We start from the raw sequence: 14,734 nt of genomic DNA on the forward strand, positions 1-14,734 counted from the left end.
CTGATGGGAGATCTGGAAGATCTGTCCGTCGAGCTCGGCGATCGAGTCGGCGATCGACCCGTCGGTCTCTGCCCACCGGCGCATCGCGGCTTCCATCCGCCAGCGCCGGGGATCGGAGATGAGCCCTGCCATACCCTCTATCCGCTCGACCGGAGGGAGCTCCTCGAGGTTCGCGAGCCGGGTGACGGCCGCGGCCTGGACCTTCCGGCAGTGGTCGGCGAGCTCGGACTTCATCGTCGCGATGTCGGTGAAGTGCCAGTAGAAGCTGCCCTTGGTGACCCCGAGCCGGGAGCTGAGCCGCGAGATCTTCAGCCCGCCGATGCCGTCCTCGAGCAGGACCTCCACGGCCGCGTCGAGCCAGTCGTCGGCCCCGAGACGCGATCCGCGGACGGGAGCGCTGTCTTCTACGGGCTGGGGTTCCACTGGTTGGTCCGGCATGGAATCGCCTCTGGTCGGGGTCTCGCGACGTCTGATCTCAAGAATTGCGAACTCTCGGATCACATCGCTTGATCGTGAGAAAACCTTACAAAGGGCCACCAGTGCCTTCCCCGGACGAACCCGCACCGGCTCTTAGGCTCACCTAAGTTGAAGGCGTAAGGTGAACGCGACAAGGAGGTCCCATGGCCAAGCGTGTGAACACGATGACGGTGCTCCGTCGCGAGCAGATCAGCCCGCACTTCGTCCGCCTGTACCTCGGTGGCGAGGGTTTCGACGACTTCCAGGCGGCGGTCGGTACATCCGGTGACCCCGACACGGACATGTACGTGAAGTTCATCTTCGCGCCGGAGGGCGTGACCTACCCGGAGCCGTTCGACCTCCAGGAAGTCCGGACGACACTCCCGCCCGAACAGCAACCGGTCCTGCGCACCTACACGGTTCGCCGCGTCGACCCGCAGGCTCGCGAGATCCTCGTCGACTTCGTCGTCCACGGCGACGAGGGCATCGCCGGACCGTGGGCCGCATCGGTGGAGCCGGGCGAGACCGTTCGGTTCATCGGCCCGGGCAGCGGATACCGGCCCAAGTCCGACGCCGCGTGGCATCTCCTCGCGGCCGACGAGGCGGGACTGCCCGCCGTGGCCGCGGCACTCGAGGCGCTGCCCGCCGACGCGATCGCCAAGGTGTTCATCGAGGTCGCCGGACCCGAGGACGAACTCGACCTCATCGCACCCCCGGGTGCGGAGATCGTCTGGGTCCACCGCGGTGGAGCGGCCGGCGAGGTCGACGACTCGGTCGCCGGCGACAACGCGCCCCTCATCGCCGCCGTCCGCAACGCGGAATGGCTCGACGGCGAACCCCACGTCTTCATCCACGGTGAGGCGCAGGCCGTCATGCACAACCTGCGCAGCTACATTCGCAAGGAACGCAAGGTCAGTCCGGCCAACGCCTCGATCTCCGGGTACTGGCGCCGCGGCCGCACGGAAGAGGGCTTCCGGACATGGAAGGCCGAACTGCGCGCCGCCGAGGAAGGCGCGCCGGCCGGCCGGCCACCGAGTACGTAGGCATCGATCCGGCCACGGCACCGCGTGTGGGGTTGCACCCGCTCCAGTCGCGCGCTGTGCTGACGGGCATGCTCGACGACTTCGCCGATCACCTGCGCCTGGAGAAGGGTCGCAGTGAACACACCATCCGCGCCTATGTCGGTGGTGCACGTGCGCTGCTGTCGTTCGCGGGTGCCCGGGGAATCGCTGCGGCCGACATCGACCTCGCCCTCCTGCGTGCCTGGCTGGCCGAACTGACGCGGCGCGGCGCCGCCCGCACGACGATCGCGCGGCAGGTCTCCGCGGCGAAGACCTTCTGCGCGTGGGCGGTTCGCGAGGGCATCATGGCCGCCGACCCCTCACAGCGACTCAAGGCCCCGAAGGCCCATCGCACACTGCCGGCCGTCCTCGCGCCCGGCCAGGCCGACGCCGCGATCGGTGCGACCGCACAGGATCGTGACCCCGACGACCCGATCTCACTCCGGGACAGGTTGATCCTGGAGTTGTTGTACGCCAGCGGGATTCGCGTCGGCGAACTGTGCGGGCTGGACATCGACGACATCGACACGGGGCGTCGAATCCTGCGCGTGATCGGCAAGGGCGACAAGGAACGGTCCGTGCCCTACGGCGAACCCGCGGCCAAGGCCATCGACGACTGGTTGCGACAGGGGCGTCCCGCACTGGCCACCGACACCTCGGGAGCTGCACTGCTACTGGGAGCACGTGGCGGCCGGCTCGACCAGCGGATGGCACGGTCGGTGGTGTCCGGCGCGGTCCAGGCCGCCGGTGGCCCGGCGATGGGGCCGCACGGCCTCCGGCACAGCGCCGCGACGCATCTCCTCGAAGGTGGCGCCGACCTACGCGTCGTACAGGAACTGCTCGGACACTCCTCGCTGGCGACGACGCAGATCTACACCCATGTGAGCGTCGAACGCCTCCGCGCAGTGCACCGTCAGGCGCATCCCCGGGCCTGATCAGGGTTCTCCGGCGTTCAGCGGTTTGAGCCGCACCCGCACGGCCCCGAGCAGACCCAGGGGATTCAGGTACTCGGCATCGCGCCCCACCCCGCGTCGAGCGCCCCAGTGCAGGCACGTGAGCGTCGGACATCCGGGATGCCCAGCGACGAGTGTGCCGATCGTGTCGCCCCGGGACACGGGGTCGCCCTCGCCGACGGTGGCCTCGACGGGCTCATAGGTGGTGATCAGCCCGTCCGGATGCTGCACCGAGACCACCGGCCGACCCGCCACCCGGCCGGCGAACCGCACACGACCGGCACCCGCCGTGGAGACCGCGACACCGGGTACGGCCGCCAGGTCGACGCCCCGGTGCCCCGGCTGCCACCGTTTCTCCGGCGCATCGAAGCCGGTCACGACGGTGGGACGGGGCGGCAGCGGCGCTGAATAGGGACGAGGCGCGGCGGTAACCTGGGGCGGCGTCGAGTACAGCACGACCAGGAACAAGGACGCCGCCAACGCGGTGCGGGAACCCGAGGTCTGCATTCCTGTTGGACGCACCGGAACGCGATCCGGATCCGTCGCCCGGGCAGGGGACCGGAGCGTTTTGGTTTTCGCTGGTCGACGCGCGTAAACTCTGGTCCGCACCTCATCGGTTGTTGATGGGGTGACTTCGCGCGCCTGCGACAACACGCCGAATGTGCAGTCCCGACCCGGTCATCGACCGAAATCGGGTGACATCCGCCGGCAGGCGCCAGGGTCGACACCAACCCGGTGCCGACAGACAACTGCGACAAAAGGAAATCTCATGGCTGTCGTGACCATGAAGCAGCTGCTTGACAGCGGCGCACACTTCGGGCACCAGACCCGCCGTTGGAACCCGAAGATGAAGCGATTCATCTTCACCGACCGCAACGGCATCTACATCATCGATCTGCAGCAGACGCTGACCTACATCGACAAGGCCTACGAGTTCGTCAAGGAGACCGTCGCCCACGGCGGCACCATCCTCTTCGTCGGCACCAAGAAGCAGGCTCAGGAGTCCATCGCCGCTGAGGCCACCCGCGTCGGGATGCCTTACGTCAACCAGCGTTGGCTCGGCGGCATGCTCACCAACTTCAACACCGTGCACAAGCGTCTCCAGCGCATGAAGGAGCTGGAGACCATGGAGCAGACCGGTGGCTTCGAGGGTCGCACCAAGAAGGAGATCTTGATGCTGACCCGCGAGAAGAACAAGCTCGAGCGCACGCTCGGCGGTATCCGCGACATGGCCAAGGTTCCCTCGGCCGTGTGGGTCGTCGACACCAACAAGGAGCACATCGCCGTCGGTGAGGCTCGCAAGCTGAACATCCCGGTCATCGCGATCCTGGACACCAACTGCGACCCCGACCTCGTCGACTACCCGATCCCGGGCAACGACGACGCCATCCGTTCGGCTGCTCTGCTGACCCGCGTCGTGGCCTCGGCCGTCGCCGAGGGCCTGCAGGCCCGCGCCGGTGCTGCCGGTGGCGACGCCAAGCCGGAGGCAGCCGCAGGCGAGCCGCTCGCCGAGTGGGAGCAGGAGCTGCTGACCCAGGCCGCCGCTCCGGCCGGTGGCGAAGCAGCCACCGACGCGCCGGCTGCCCAGTAACACCTGCCGCAGCAATTCGGTCCCACCACACTCTTTCGAAGGAGGCTCGCCAACGATGGCGAACTACACCGCAGCCGACGTGAAGCGACTTCGCGAACTCACCGGTTCTGGAATGCTGGACTGCAAGAACGCGCTGGCCAACAACGACGGTGATTTCGACAAGGCCGTCGAGGAGCTGCGCATCAAGGGCGCCAAGGACGTGGGCAAGCGCGCTGAGCGCTCCACCGCCGAGGGCCTGGTCGCCGCCAAGGGCGGTGCGCTGATCGAGATCAACTCCGAGACCGACTTCGTCGCCAAGAACGACGAGTTCCAGAAGCTCGCCGATGACATCGTCACCGCCGCCGCCGAGGCCAAGACCAACGATGTCGAGGAGCTGAAGAAGGCTGCTCTCGGCAGCGGCACGGTCGACGAGGCCATCGCCGCGCTCTCGGCCAAGATCGGCGAGAAGCTCGAGCTCCGTCGCGTCGTCTTCTACGACGGCCCGGTCGCCGTGTACCTGCACAAGCGTGCTTCGGACCTCCCGCCCGCCGTCGGCGTGCTGGTGTCCTACACCGGTGAGGGCGAGGGTGCCGCAGAGGCCGCTCGCGGCGCCGCCATGCAGGTCGCAGCTCTCAAGGCCAAGTACGCCACTCGCGAAGAGGTCCCCGCGGACGTCGTCGAGAACGAGCGTCGTATCGCCGAGCAGACCGCCAAGGAGGAGGGCAAGCCGGAGCAGGCTCTGCCCAAGATCGTGGAGGGTCGGGTCAACGGCTTCTACAAGGACGTCGTGCTGCTCGACCAGCCGTCGGTCCAGGATTCGAAGAAGACCGTCAAGGCTCTGCTCGACGAGGCCGGTGTGACCGTCAACGGCTTCACCCGCTTCGAGGTCGGACAGGCCTGATCGCCTCCGGGGTCTCCCCGGACGACGACTCGACCGCCCCGTCTCCCATCGTGGAGGCGGGGCGGTTGTCGTTGCGCCGCAACACGAATGTCAAACCGCCGACGCCGATGGCGAGTGCGGCCAGCACCCACAGCGTCGTGCGGAACGCGTCCAGGAAGGTGCGCGCGGTGACGGCCCGCGCCGCCTCCTGCGTGTAAGGCTGCGCGTCGGCGGCGATCGCCGCGACGGCGCTGTTCGCCGGGGTGTCGGCGCATCCCGGGACCGGTCGCTCCGGATGCGGTGAGGTGAGCTGTTGCGTCGCACACCAGGCGAACCGGTCGGCGACGGTCGGCCGGAACATCGGGTCGACCGGCGAATCCTCCAGGGCGACGGCGAGTTCGGCGCGTACCGCGGGCACACTGGTGTCGGTCTGCCCGGCCACCTGGCCGAAGAAGAACATCGTCACCAGCGCCAGGCCGATCGACGCCCCTATCTGCTGCACGGTGGGGATCGTGCCGCTGGCCGACCCGACCGTTTCCGGCGAGGTGTCGGAGAGGATGACCGCCTGAAGGGGTGCGACGAACAATCCCGTGCCCACCCCGCCGAGTACCAGGGGAGCCAGGATCGCGCCCACCGGAAGGATTTCCGACGCCGGGTCGAGGGTCATCGCGATCCATGCGAACGCCACCCCGACGGTGACCACACCGCCGAGCAGCACCCGGGGCGCGCCCATCCGGGCGACGGCCCACGGCGACGCGACCGACCCCACGGCCGCCCCGCCGGCGAACGGCAATGCGAGAAGTCCGGTGTCCAGTGCCGAGTACCCGAGACCGAACTGCGCGGAAATCGACACGGTGAAGAAGAATCCCGCGCAACGCGGTCGCCGGGATCTCGATGGCCGGCACCTCGGTGTTCCAGCTCTCGCTGCACGCGCCCGAACTGTACGAGGCGCTCGGTTCGTTCAGCGGGTGCGCGCAGACGAGCGATCCGCTGGGGCAGGCCGTGGTGCGCATGGTCGTCGAGGGGCGCGGCCACGGCAACACCCTCAACATGTGGGGGCCGCCGACGAGTCCGGCGTGGCGCGCCAACGATCCCTTCGTGCATGCGGAGTCGTTCCGCGGCAAGTCGATCTACGTGTCCAACGGTTCCGGTGCGCCGGGGCGTTACGACACGATCGACGGGCCGGGCATCGACGGCAACGGTTCCAAGCTGTTCGACCAGCTCGCCGTGGGCGCGGTGATCGAGACCGCCACGGCGGAGTGCACCCGCAATCTGCAGCGTCGGATGCGGGAGCTCGGGGTGCCGGCGACCTTCCATCTGTACGAGGGCGGCACCCACTCGTGGCCGTACTGGCAGGACGAACTGCACCGCGCCTGGCCCCAGTTCCGCGCGGCACTCGCCGGGTGACCCCCGACGACCTCGTCGTCTTCGTCGATGCCGACGTCGTCGACCCTGAACCGGCGGATGTCTCCCGGATGCTCGGCCCGCTGCTCACCACCCCGGGCCTGCAGCTGGTCAAGGGGTACCGCCGGGATCCGGCCGGTGGCGGTCGTGTCACGGAGTTGCTGGTGCGGCCCCTGGTCGCGTCGCTGTGTCCCGAGCTGGCGGGGATCATCCAACCGGTCGGCGGTGACCTCGCCGGGACACGCGACCTGCTGACGTCGATCCCGTTCGCGCCCGGCCACGGCGTCGACATCGGCATCCTCCTCGACACCCTCGCGGAGTTCGGGACAGATGCCGTCGGTCAGGTCGATCTGGGCGTCCGGGAATCGCGGAGTCGCCCGCTGGTGGAGCTCGGCCCGGTGGCGCGCCAGATCGTCGCCACCCTGCTCGAACGGCTCGGGATCGAGGACTCGCAGGCCCCCTGGCACAGTTTCTGCCCGACGGCGACGGGTATCGGTGTGTGCGGACGTTTCCGATGCCGGCCCGGACCGAGGAGTACGCGTGTCGCGAGTCGCATTCGGTGAGGACGTAACATAGTCCACCGAACCGACGAGTGAGGAAGCGAATGAGCGAAGCGCCCGATCCCACCCCATCCGATCTCAAGAAGGCCGAGCGTTCCGGATTCAAACGAGTCCTGTTGAAGCTGGGCGGTGAGATGTTCGGCGGGGGAGAGGTCGGTCTGGACCCGGACGTCGTGGCGACCGTGGCCGATCAGATCGCCGACGTCGTGAACTCCGGCGTCCAGGTGGCCGTCGTCATCGGCGGCGGCAACTTCTTCCGCGGGGCCGAACTGCAGCAGCGCGGCCTCGACCGCAGCCGCTCGGATTACATGGGCATGCTCGGCACCGTGATGAATTGCCTTGCTCTGCAAGACTTCCTGGAGAAGCGCGGCATCAGCACCCGCGTGCAGACCGCCATCACCATGGGCCAGGTCGCCGAGCCGTACCTGCCGCTGCGCGCCCAGCGCCACCTCGAGAAGGGGCGCGTGGTCATCTTCGGCGCCGGCATGGGCATGCCGTACTTCTCCACCGACACCACCGCGGCCCAGCGTGCGCTGGAGATCAAGGCGGAGGTGGTCCTCATGGCCAAGGCCGTCGACGGTGTCTACGACGCCGACCCGCGGACCGATCCGAACGCCAGGCTGTTCACCGAGATCACCCACCGCGAGGTCCTCGACAAGGAACTCAAGGTCGCCGACGCGACCGCCTTCAGTCTGTGTATGGACAACAAGATGCCGATCTTGGTGTTCAATTTGCTCCAACAGGGCAACATCGCCAGGGCGGTGGCCGGTGACCGGATCGGCACGCTGGTCAGCACCTAGCAGCCCGCGACCCCACGAGAACACGGCCCGCACGAGAAAAGGCCTGCCAGGCCCTACGGAACGGAACAAGGACGAAGATGATCGACGACGCGCTGCTCGACGCCGAGGAGAAGATGGAGAAGGCGGTCAACGTCGCCAAGGAGGACATGGGCTCCATCCGCACCGGACGTGCGAACCCGGCCATGTTCAACAGGATCAACATCGAGTACTACGGCTCCATGACCCCGGTGACGCAGGTCGCGTCGATCAACACGCCCGAGCCGCGCCTGGTCGTCATCAAGCCGTACGAGGCGTCGACGCTCCGTGACATCGAGACCGCGATCCGCAACTCCGATCTCGGCGTGAACCCGACCAACGACGGCACGATCATCCGCGTCGCCATCCCGCAGCTCACCGAGGAGCGTCGCCGCGACCTGGTGAAGCAGGCCAAGGGCAAGGGTGAGGACGCGAAGGTCGCCATCCGCAACGTGCGCCGCAAGGCCGCCGACGAGCTCAAGCGCATCCAGAAGGACGGCGAGGCGGGCGAGGACGAGGTCACCCGTGCTGAGAAGGAACTCGACAAGACCACGGCCACGTATGTGCATCAGGTCGACGAATTGGTGAAGCACAAAGAAGACGAATTGCTCGAGGTGTGAGCGAGAAGGCATCCGACCCCGAGAACAAGACCGGCCCCGAGAAGAAGTCACGGGCAGGTCGTGACCTGCCGGCCGCCATCGCGGTCGGAGGCACTCTCGGCGTCAGCATCATCCTGATCCTGCTGTTCGCGCCGATGCTCTGGTACGTCCTCGTCGCGGTCGCCTTCGCGATCGCGACCTGGGAGGTCACCAAGCGGCTGCAGACCGCGGGGTACAACGTCGCGTTCTGGCCGCTGCTCATCGGCGGTCAGGCCATCATCTGGGTCAGCTGGCCGTACGGGCCCACCGGCGTGCTGGTCGCGTTCGTCGCGACCGTGCTGGTGTCGATGGTGTGGAAACTGCTCGCCCAGGGCATCTCGAACGCACCGGAGAACTACCTCAAGGACCTCGCCCTCACGGTGTTCGTGCTGGCCTGGCTACCGCTCCTGGCGTCTTTCGGCGTCCACCTCGTCACGCAGGAGGACGGCGCCGCCCGGGTCGCGACCCTCATGGTGGTCGTCGTCTGCTCCGACGTCGGCGGATACGCCGCCGGTGTCATGTTCGGCAGGCACCCGATGGCGCCGGCGATCAGCCCCAAGAAGTCCTGGGAGGGTCTCGTCGGTTCGCTGCTCGTCGGCACGATCGGCGCGGTCGGCTGCATCACGTTCCTGATCGGCAGCCACTGGTGGATCGGTCTGATCCTCGGACCCGTGCTGGTCGTGTGCGCAACGCTCGGCGACCTGGTGGAGTCGCAGGTCAAGCGTGATCTCGGCATCAAGGACATGGGCACGCTGCTGCCGGGCCACGGCGGCATCATGGATCGCCTCGACAGCCTGCTGCCCTCGGCGTTCGTGGTGTGGGCGGTGCTGACGGCTCTGCTGTAGGGAGCCCGACCTACCCGGCGGCCCTCTTCAGCGCCCGACGCAGCTGCAACATGCGCAGACCGCCGATGATGGCGACGATCAACGCACCCGCGATCGCGGCGATCAGCAGGCTCACCCCGAGCGGGAGGTTGACCTCCCAGAAGATCAGCTCGATCCGCTGACTCTCCAGGTTCTGCACGATGAACACCAGCAGCAGGACCAGGATGATCGCGCCGATGACGACGCCGAACCAGGTCGCGCGGGTGCGGGTGTGCTCGACGTCGGCGACGGTCTGGCGCAGACGGTCGCGCTCGGCCAGCACGGCGTCGTGATCATCCGCGGCCGGTACCGGGGTCACGGGTGCGGGCTCGGGGACGGGCACGGCGTCATGAGCGGGGTGGGGCTCGCCCTGCGAACCCCACTGGGGGACCGGATTCCCGGTTCGTCGGCGATCGGGTGTGGTCATGGGTTCATCATGACATGCGACAATGGCCCGATGACCTCATTACCGCTGGTGTTCGACGCGCCCAAACGTGGGCTGCCGCCGACACACTTCGCCGACCTCGACGCCGCCGGCCGCGTCGCGGCGCTGGCCGAATTGGGTCTCCCGAAGTTCCGGGCCGATCAGCTGGCCCGGCAGTACTACGCGCGCCTCAACGGCGACGTCGAGGAGATGACCGATCTGCCCGCGGCCTCCCGCGACGCCGTGCGAGAAAAGCTCTTCCCGCAGCTCCTCACGCCGGTGCGGCACATCTCGTGCGACGACGACTCGACCCGCAAGACCCTGTGGCGCCTGCACGACGGCACTCTCCTCGAGAGCGTGCTGATGCGCTACACCGAGCGCAACACGCTGTGCATCTCCAGTCAGGCCGGCTGCGGCATGGCCTGCCCGTTCTGCGCCACCGGACAGGGTGGCCTCGACCGCAACCTGTCGACCGCCGAGATCGTCGACCAGGTGCGGGCCGCGGCGCGTGCCCTGCGCGACGGAGAACTCGGCGAGCCGGGACGCCTGTCGAACGTCGTGTTCATGGGCATGGGCGAGCCGCTCGCGAACTACAAGCGCGTCGTCAGTGCCGTCCGCCAGATCACCTCGCCGGCACCCGACGGGCTCGGGATCTCGGCGCGATCGGTGACCGTCTCGACCGTCGGTCTCGCCCCGTCGATCCGGCGTCTCGCCGATGAGGGCCTCGCGGTCACGCTCGCGGTGTCCCTGCACACCCCCGACGACGAACTGCGCGACACCCTCGTGCCGGTCAACAACCGTTGGTCGGTGGCCGAGGTGCTGGAGGCCGCGCGCTACTACGCCGACACCACCGGACGCCGCGTCTCCATCGAGTACGCGCTGATCCGCGACGTCAACGACCAGCCCTGGCGGGCCGACATGCTGGGACAGAAGCTGCACAAGGCGCTCGGCTCCCTCGTGCACGTGAACCTCATCCCGCTCAACCCCACACCGGGCTCGGAGTGGGATGCCAGTCCCAAGCCGGTGGAACGGGAGTTCGTGCGCCGCGTCCGCGAACAGGGCGTGTCCTGCACGGTGCGCGACACCCGCGGGCAGGAGATCGCCGCGGCCTGCGGCCAGCTCGCCGCCGAAGAGCGCTAGCCCGCAGGAGGCTGTGGACACAAAAAAACGCTGAACGGCAAAGCCGTTCAGCGTTTTTCGAATGTCTGGGTCAGGGGTGCGTCAGGACCACTTGCCGCGGTTCATCCACCAGCCGCGCACCACGAAGTACAGGACTCCGACCGCGAAGGCGATGAGCCAGAGGTCCTCGACGTGGCCGGTGTGGTTGCCGATCATCATGAGCAGCAGGAAGGCCGCGAAGAAGATGGCGGCACCGTAGAAGGTCTTCGTCGCCGATCCGAACCAGCCGAAACGAGCCGACGGTGCATCGGCGGGCTCACGACGCCAGCCGGTGTCGATGACGTCGGCGTGTCCGCCAGTGTGCTCCACATCGGTGCTTGCCACAGCCACTCCTCACAGCGCGGGTCGTCAGAAGTCTGACGAACGGTAGTAGTTCTCGATCAGCATAGCGGCACGGTGATCTCGCCGACCGAGCCCGGTGGGTGATTCGGTGACAGAATGCGGCACATGTCTTCGTCCGAGTTCCGCGATGGCCCGGGTGCGGGCCGTTCCCTGGCCGACTACCGCGCCGAGGCCTATCCCCGCGACATGGTCGGATACGGTGCCACGCCACCGAATCCGCAGTGGCCCGGCGACGCGAAGATCGCCGTCCAGTTCGTTCTCAACTACGAGGAGGGCGGCGAGAACAACGTGCTCGAGAACGACCGCGGCAGTGAGACCTTCCTGTCGGAGATGGTCGGCGCCCAGCCTTTCCCGAACCGGCACATGAGCATGGAGAGCATGTACGAGTACGGCTCGCGGGCCGGGGTGTGGCGGGTCCTGCGCGCCTTCGACCGCCGCGGGTTGCCGCTGACGATCTTCGCGGTCTCCCAGGCGATGGCCCGTAACCCCGAGGTGGCGGCGGCCTTCGTCGATCGCGGCCACGAGATCGCGTGCCACGGCTACCGGTGGCTCAACTATCAGCTGATCGACCCCGAGGTCGAACGTGATCACATGCGCGCAGGCATCGAACTGCTCACCGAGATCACCGGTGAACGCCCACGCGGCTGGTACACCGGCCGGGACTCACCCAACACGCGGCGCCTCGTCGTCGAACAGGGCGGATTCACCTACGACTCCGACAGTTACGCCGACGATCTGCCGTATTGGGTGAAGGTCCCGCGCGGCGACGAACTCGTCGATCACCTGGTCGTGCCCTACACCCTCGACACCAACGACATGCGGTTCTCCTCGCCCGGCGGCTTTCCGTCGGGGGAGCAGTTCTTCGCGCATCTGCGCGATGCCTTCGACGTGCTCTACCGCGAGGGCGTCGAGGGTGCGCCGAAGATGCTGTCCGTCGGACTGCACTGCCGGCTCGTGGGCCGGCCGGCACGGCTGGCGGCTCTCGAGCGGTTCCTCGACCACATCGGGTCCCACGACGACGTGTGGATCACCCGCCGGATCGACATCGCCGAACACTGGCGGAAGGTGCACCCGGCCGGCTGACACAATGGACAACGTGCCCACACGTGTCTTGATCCTCGGTTCGACCGGCTCCATCGGCGTTCAGGCGCTCGAGGTGATCGCCGAACATCCCGACCGCTTCGAGGTCGCCGGTCTCGGCGCGGGTGGCGGGAACCTCGACCGGCTGGCCGATCAGGCCGCGGCCTTCGGGGTCCCCGCATCTCGGCTGGCCGTCGCCGACGAGGCTCGCGCCGCCGAGCTCGCCGAACGACTCGGAGCGCCGGTTCTCGGTGGCACCGAAGCCATGTGCGACCTGATCGATGCGGTCGCCGCCGACGGCGGAACCGATGTGGTGCTGAACGCCGTGGTCGGTTCGATCGGCCTGGCGCCCTCGCTCGCCGCGCTGCGGACGGGTGCGCGTCTCGCGCTCGCGAACAAGGAGTCCCTCGTCGCCGGCGGGTCGCTCGTCCTCGATGCGGCGGCTCCCGACCAGATCGTCCCCGTCGACTCCGAGCATTCGGCCATTGCCCAGTGTCTGCGCGCCGGAACCGCCGCCGAGGTGGACCGCTTGGTCCTCACCGCGTCGGGCGGACCGTTCCGCGGCTGGTCGGCCGAACAGCTCCACAACGTCACCCCCGAGCAGGCCGGGCGCCATCCCACCTGGTCGATGGGCCCGATGATCACCCTCAACTCGGCGACCCTGGTCAACAAGGCCCTCGAGGTCATCGAGGCGCACCTGCTCTTCGACGTCGACTACGACCACATCGACGTCACCGTCCATCCGCAGTCGATCGTGCACTCGATGGTGACCTTCGTCGACGGCGCGACCGTCGCCAAGGCGTCGCCGCCGTCGATGAAGCTGCCCATCGCGCTGGCACTGGGCTGGCCGGATCGTGTCCCCGGATCGTCGACCGCGTGCGACTTCTCCACCGCCTCGGCGTGGACGTTCGAGCCCGTCGACGACAAGGTCTTCCCGGCGATCGAGCTCGCCCGGGAGGCGGGACGGGGTGGCGGGAGTCTCACCGCGGTGTACAACGCCGCGAACGAGGCGGCCGCCGCGGGCTTCTTCGCAGGTACGATCCGTTTTCCGCGGATCGTCGAGATCATCGGTGAGGTGCTCGGCGAGGCGGATCAGTGGCGAGTCGAGCCAGGTACTGTGGAGGAGGTCTTCGCCGCCGATCGGTGGGCCCGGGAGCGCGCCGCACAGCTGGTCGCCGCCTCGTCGTGATCGGTGCGCATCGTGATCTGGATGGAGTGAGTACGTGAGTTTCGCGATCGGTGTCACGCTCTTCGCGGTGGCGCTGTTGCTGTCGGTCGCCTGGCATGAGTGCGGTCACATGTGGGCCGCACAGGCAACCGGCATGAAGGTCCGTCGCTACTTCGTTGGCTTCGGGCCGACGATCTGGTCGACGCGCCGCGGCGAGACCGAGTACGGACTCAAGGCGATCCCGCTCGGCGGCTTCTGCGACATCGCGGGCATGACCCCGCACGAGGAGCTCACCGCCGACGAGCAGGACCGGGCGATGTACAAGCAGAAGGCCTGGAAACGCCTCGTCGTGCTGTTCGCCGGTCCCGCGCAGAACTTCATCCTCGGCTTCGTCCTGATCATCATCGTCGGCCTCACCTTCGGGCTGCCCGATCTCAGCCCGCCGCCGACCCCGGCGAAGGTCGCCGAGACCCAGTGCGTGTCGTCGACGATCACCATCGCCGACGGCGAGCAGACCAACTCGCCCTGCACCGGCGGCGGACCAGCGGCCGCCGCGGGTCTGCGCCCGGGCGACGAGATCGTGGCCATCAACGGGACACCCGTCGGCAAGGCCGCGGACCTGACCCCGGTCATCCGTGAGTCCACGGGCCCGGTGGTCCTCACCGTCGACCGCGCCGGTGAACGCCTCGACCTGACGATGACGCCCGAGCCGGTCACCGTCACCGCCAAGCGCGCCGACGGCACCACCGAGAGCGTGTCCTACAACATGGTCGGCATCGCCTACGACGCCCCGCCGGCGATCAAGGACTTCAGCGGCCTCGACGTGATCCCGGGTGCTTTCGTCTTCACCGGCGACCTGATCAAGGAGACCTGGAACGCGCTCCTGTCGCTGCCCACCAAGATCGGTGCACTGTGGACCGCGGTGACCGGTGGCGAGCGCGCGCTCGACACCCCGGTCAGCGTCTACGGTGCCTCGGTGCTCGGCGGCCAGGCGGTCGAACGCGGCCTGTGGGACATGTTCTGGATGCTGCTGATCAGCATCAACTTCTTCCTCGGCCTGTTCAACCTGGTCCCGCTGCTGCCGCTGGACGGCGGACACATGGCGATCGTCGGCTATGAGAAGGGCCGCGACACCGTCCGTCGCTGGTTCGGCCGGGTCCCCGGCGCGGCAGTCGACTACTACAAGCTGCTCCCGATCACCTACGCCGCGGTGGTGGTGATGGCCGGCTTCATGGTGCTCACCCTCACCGCCGACATCGTCAACCCGATCAATCCGTGGTGACCTCCCACAACGAATTCCCACCAGACACCCGACACACCCACACCCGAATCCCAGAGGTG

17 protein-coding genes and 1 pseudogene are annotated in these 14,734 nt (G+C 68.0%); 13 read left to right on the forward strand and 5 right to left on the reverse strand.

What is annotated here, in order from left to right; all coding sequences use genetic code 11:
• On the reverse strand, positions 1–438 hold a 438-nt coding region (locus GOALK_RS12890), incomplete at its 3' end, for a TetR/AcrR family transcriptional regulator (RefSeq protein ID WP_040004203.1).
• Positions 439–620: 182 nt separating this feature from the next.
• Here GOALK_RS12890 and GOALK_RS12895 point away from each other — a divergent pair.
• Positions 621–1,499 carry a siderophore-interacting protein gene (locus GOALK_RS12895; RefSeq protein WP_006359264.1) on the forward strand — a complete coding sequence of 293 codons (879 nt, stop codon included), beginning with the start codon at positions 621–623 and terminating at the stop codon, positions 1,497–1,499.
• Between the two features lie 68 nt (positions 1,500–1,567).
• Positions 1,568–2,452: a tyrosine recombinase XerC gene (locus GOALK_RS12900; RefSeq protein WP_040004204.1), complete on the forward strand. Its 885-nt coding sequence runs from the start codon at positions 1,568–1,570 to the stop codon at positions 2,450–2,452.
• On the opposite strand, the gene GOALK_RS12905 is transcribed toward GOALK_RS12900, so the two are convergent.
• Positions 2,453–2,977 (reverse strand): M23 family metallopeptidase, encoded by a 525-nt coding sequence (locus GOALK_RS12905; RefSeq protein WP_006359266.1) that lies wholly within the window; start codon positions 2,975–2,977, stop codon positions 2,453–2,455.
• A 262-nt stretch (positions 2,978–3,239) separates the two neighbouring features.
• Here GOALK_RS12905 and rpsB point away from each other — a divergent pair, with 262 nt between their 5' ends.
• Positions 3,240–4,061: a 30S ribosomal protein S2 gene (rpsB, locus tag GOALK_RS12910; protein WP_005198990.1), complete on the forward strand. Its 822-nt coding sequence runs from the start codon at positions 3,240–3,242 to the stop codon at positions 4,059–4,061.
• 55 nt (positions 4,062–4,116) lie between these two features.
• Positions 4,117–4,941 carry a translation elongation factor Ts gene (gene tsf, locus GOALK_RS12915; RefSeq protein ID WP_006359267.1) on the forward strand — a complete coding sequence of 275 codons (825 nt, stop codon included), beginning with the start codon at positions 4,117–4,119 and terminating at the stop codon, positions 4,939–4,941.
• On the opposite strand, the gene GOALK_RS12920 is transcribed toward tsf, so the two are convergent.
• A complete protein-coding gene (locus tag GOALK_RS12920) occupies positions 4,913–5,773 on the reverse strand; it encodes an MFS transporter (RefSeq protein WP_006359268.1) in 861 nt (286 codons plus the stop codon). The genes tsf and GOALK_RS12920 overlap by 29 nt on opposite strands.
• Positions 5,774–5,790: 17 nt before the next feature.
• Here GOALK_RS12920 and GOALK_RS12925 point away from each other — a divergent pair.
• The 5 genes and pseudogenes from GOALK_RS12925 to GOALK_RS12945 form a co-directional block, all read left to right on the forward strand.
• Positions 5,791–6,327: pseudogene (locus GOALK_RS12925) on the forward strand (alpha/beta hydrolase); the annotation flags it as partial.
• On the forward strand, positions 6,324–6,887 hold the full coding sequence (locus GOALK_RS12930) for a glycosyltransferase family protein (protein WP_006359270.1): 564 nt from the start codon (positions 6,324–6,326) through the stop codon (positions 6,885–6,887). The pseudogene GOALK_RS12925 and the gene GOALK_RS12930, both read left to right, overlap by 4 nt.
• Before the next feature lie 41 nt (positions 6,888–6,928).
• On the forward strand, positions 6,929–7,684 hold the full coding sequence (gene pyrH / locus GOALK_RS12935; RefSeq protein ID WP_006359271.1) for a UMP kinase: 756 nt from the start codon (positions 6,929–6,931) through the stop codon (positions 7,682–7,684).
• A 77-nt stretch (positions 7,685–7,761) separates the two neighbouring features.
• Positions 7,762–8,319 carry a ribosome recycling factor gene (frr, locus tag GOALK_RS12940; RefSeq protein WP_006359272.1) on the forward strand — a complete coding sequence of 186 codons (558 nt, stop codon included), beginning with the start codon at positions 7,762–7,764 and terminating at the stop codon, positions 8,317–8,319.
• Positions 8,316–9,182 carry a phosphatidate cytidylyltransferase gene (locus tag GOALK_RS12945; protein ID WP_006359273.1) on the forward strand — a complete coding sequence of 289 codons (867 nt, stop codon included), beginning with the start codon at positions 8,316–8,318 and terminating at the stop codon, positions 9,180–9,182. The genes frr and GOALK_RS12945 overlap by 4 nt, the downstream gene beginning before the upstream one ends.
• 10 nt (positions 9,183–9,192) lie before the next feature.
• Here the strand turns inward: GOALK_RS12945 and GOALK_RS12950 are convergent, their stop codons facing one another.
• On the reverse strand, positions 9,193–9,627 hold the full coding sequence (locus tag GOALK_RS12950) for a LapA family protein (protein ID WP_040004198.1): 435 nt from the start codon (positions 9,625–9,627) through the stop codon (positions 9,193–9,195).
• A 30-nt stretch (positions 9,628–9,657) separates the two neighbouring features.
• Here GOALK_RS12950 and rlmN point away from each other — a divergent pair, with 30 nt between their 5' ends.
• Positions 9,658–10,764 carry a dual-specificity RNA methyltransferase RlmN gene (gene rlmN / locus GOALK_RS12955; RefSeq protein WP_040004199.1) on the forward strand — a complete coding sequence of 369 codons (1,107 nt, stop codon included), beginning with the start codon at positions 9,658–9,660 and terminating at the stop codon, positions 10,762–10,764.
• 81 nt (positions 10,765–10,845) lie between these two features.
• On the opposite strand, the gene GOALK_RS12960 is transcribed toward rlmN, so the two are convergent.
• Positions 10,846–11,127, reverse strand: coding sequence for a DUF2631 domain-containing protein (locus GOALK_RS12960; protein WP_006359276.1), 282 nt, complete (start codon positions 11,125–11,127; stop codon positions 10,846–10,848).
• Positions 11,128–11,241: 114 nt separating this feature from the next.
• On the opposite strand from GOALK_RS12960, the gene puuE reads away from it, so the two are divergent.
• From puuE to GOALK_RS12975, 3 genes are read left to right on the forward strand one after another with little or no spacing between them, the layout of a single operon-like run.
• Positions 11,242–12,228 carry an allantoinase PuuE gene (puuE, locus tag GOALK_RS12965; protein ID WP_006359277.1) on the forward strand — a complete coding sequence of 329 codons (987 nt, stop codon included), beginning with the start codon at positions 11,242–11,244 and terminating at the stop codon, positions 12,226–12,228.
• 13 nt (positions 12,229–12,241) lie between these two features.
• Positions 12,242–13,414 carry a 1-deoxy-D-xylulose-5-phosphate reductoisomerase gene (dxr, locus tag GOALK_RS12970; RefSeq protein WP_035754162.1) on the forward strand — a complete coding sequence of 391 codons (1,173 nt, stop codon included), beginning with the start codon at positions 12,242–12,244 and terminating at the stop codon, positions 13,412–13,414.
• A 34-nt stretch (positions 13,415–13,448) separates the two neighbouring features.
• On the forward strand, positions 13,449–14,675 hold the full coding sequence (locus GOALK_RS12975; RefSeq protein ID WP_006359279.1) for a M50 family metallopeptidase: 1,227 nt from the start codon (positions 13,449–13,451) through the stop codon (positions 14,673–14,675).
• Positions 14,676–14,734 lie beyond the last annotated feature (59 nt).

The organism is Gordonia alkanivorans NBRC 16433 (assembly GCF_000225505.1).
In the GTDB taxonomy this organism is placed as follows: domain Bacteria; phylum Actinomycetota; class Actinomycetes; order Mycobacteriales; family Mycobacteriaceae; genus Gordonia; species Gordonia alkanivorans.

Excerpts from the sequence above, each read along its gene's own strand:
- GOALK_RS12895 (WP_006359264.1), top strand. The coding sequence starts at position 621 with ATGGCCAAGCGTGTGAACACGATGACGGTGCTCCGTCGCGAGCAGATC.
- GOALK_RS12900 (WP_040004204.1), top strand. The coding sequence starts at position 1,568 with ATGCTCGACGACTTCGCCGATCACCTGCGCCTGGAGAAGGGTCGCAGT.
- GOALK_RS12905 (WP_006359266.1), bottom strand. The coding sequence starts at position 2,977 with ATGCAGACCTCGGGTTCCCGCACCGCGTTGGCGGCGTCCTTGTTCCTG.
- rpsB (WP_005198990.1), top strand. The coding sequence starts at position 3,240 with ATGGCTGTCGTGACCATGAAGCAGCTGCTTGACAGCGGCGCACACTTC.
- tsf (WP_006359267.1), top strand. The coding sequence starts at position 4,117 with ATGGCGAACTACACCGCAGCCGACGTGAAGCGACTTCGCGAACTCACC.
- pyrH (WP_006359271.1), top strand. The coding sequence starts at position 6,929 with ATGAGCGAAGCGCCCGATCCCACCCCATCCGATCTCAAGAAGGCCGAG.
- frr (WP_006359272.1), top strand. The coding sequence starts at position 7,762 with ATGATCGACGACGCGCTGCTCGACGCCGAGGAGAAGATGGAGAAGGCG.
- GOALK_RS12950 (WP_040004198.1), bottom strand. The coding sequence starts at position 9,627 with ATGACCACACCCGATCGCCGACGAACCGGGAATCCGGTCCCCCAGTGG.
- rlmN (WP_040004199.1), top strand. The coding sequence starts at position 9,658 with ATGACCTCATTACCGCTGGTGTTCGACGCGCCCAAACGTGGGCTGCCG.
- puuE (WP_006359277.1), top strand. The coding sequence starts at position 11,242 with ATGCGGCACATGTCTTCGTCCGAGTTCCGCGATGGCCCGGGTGCGGGC.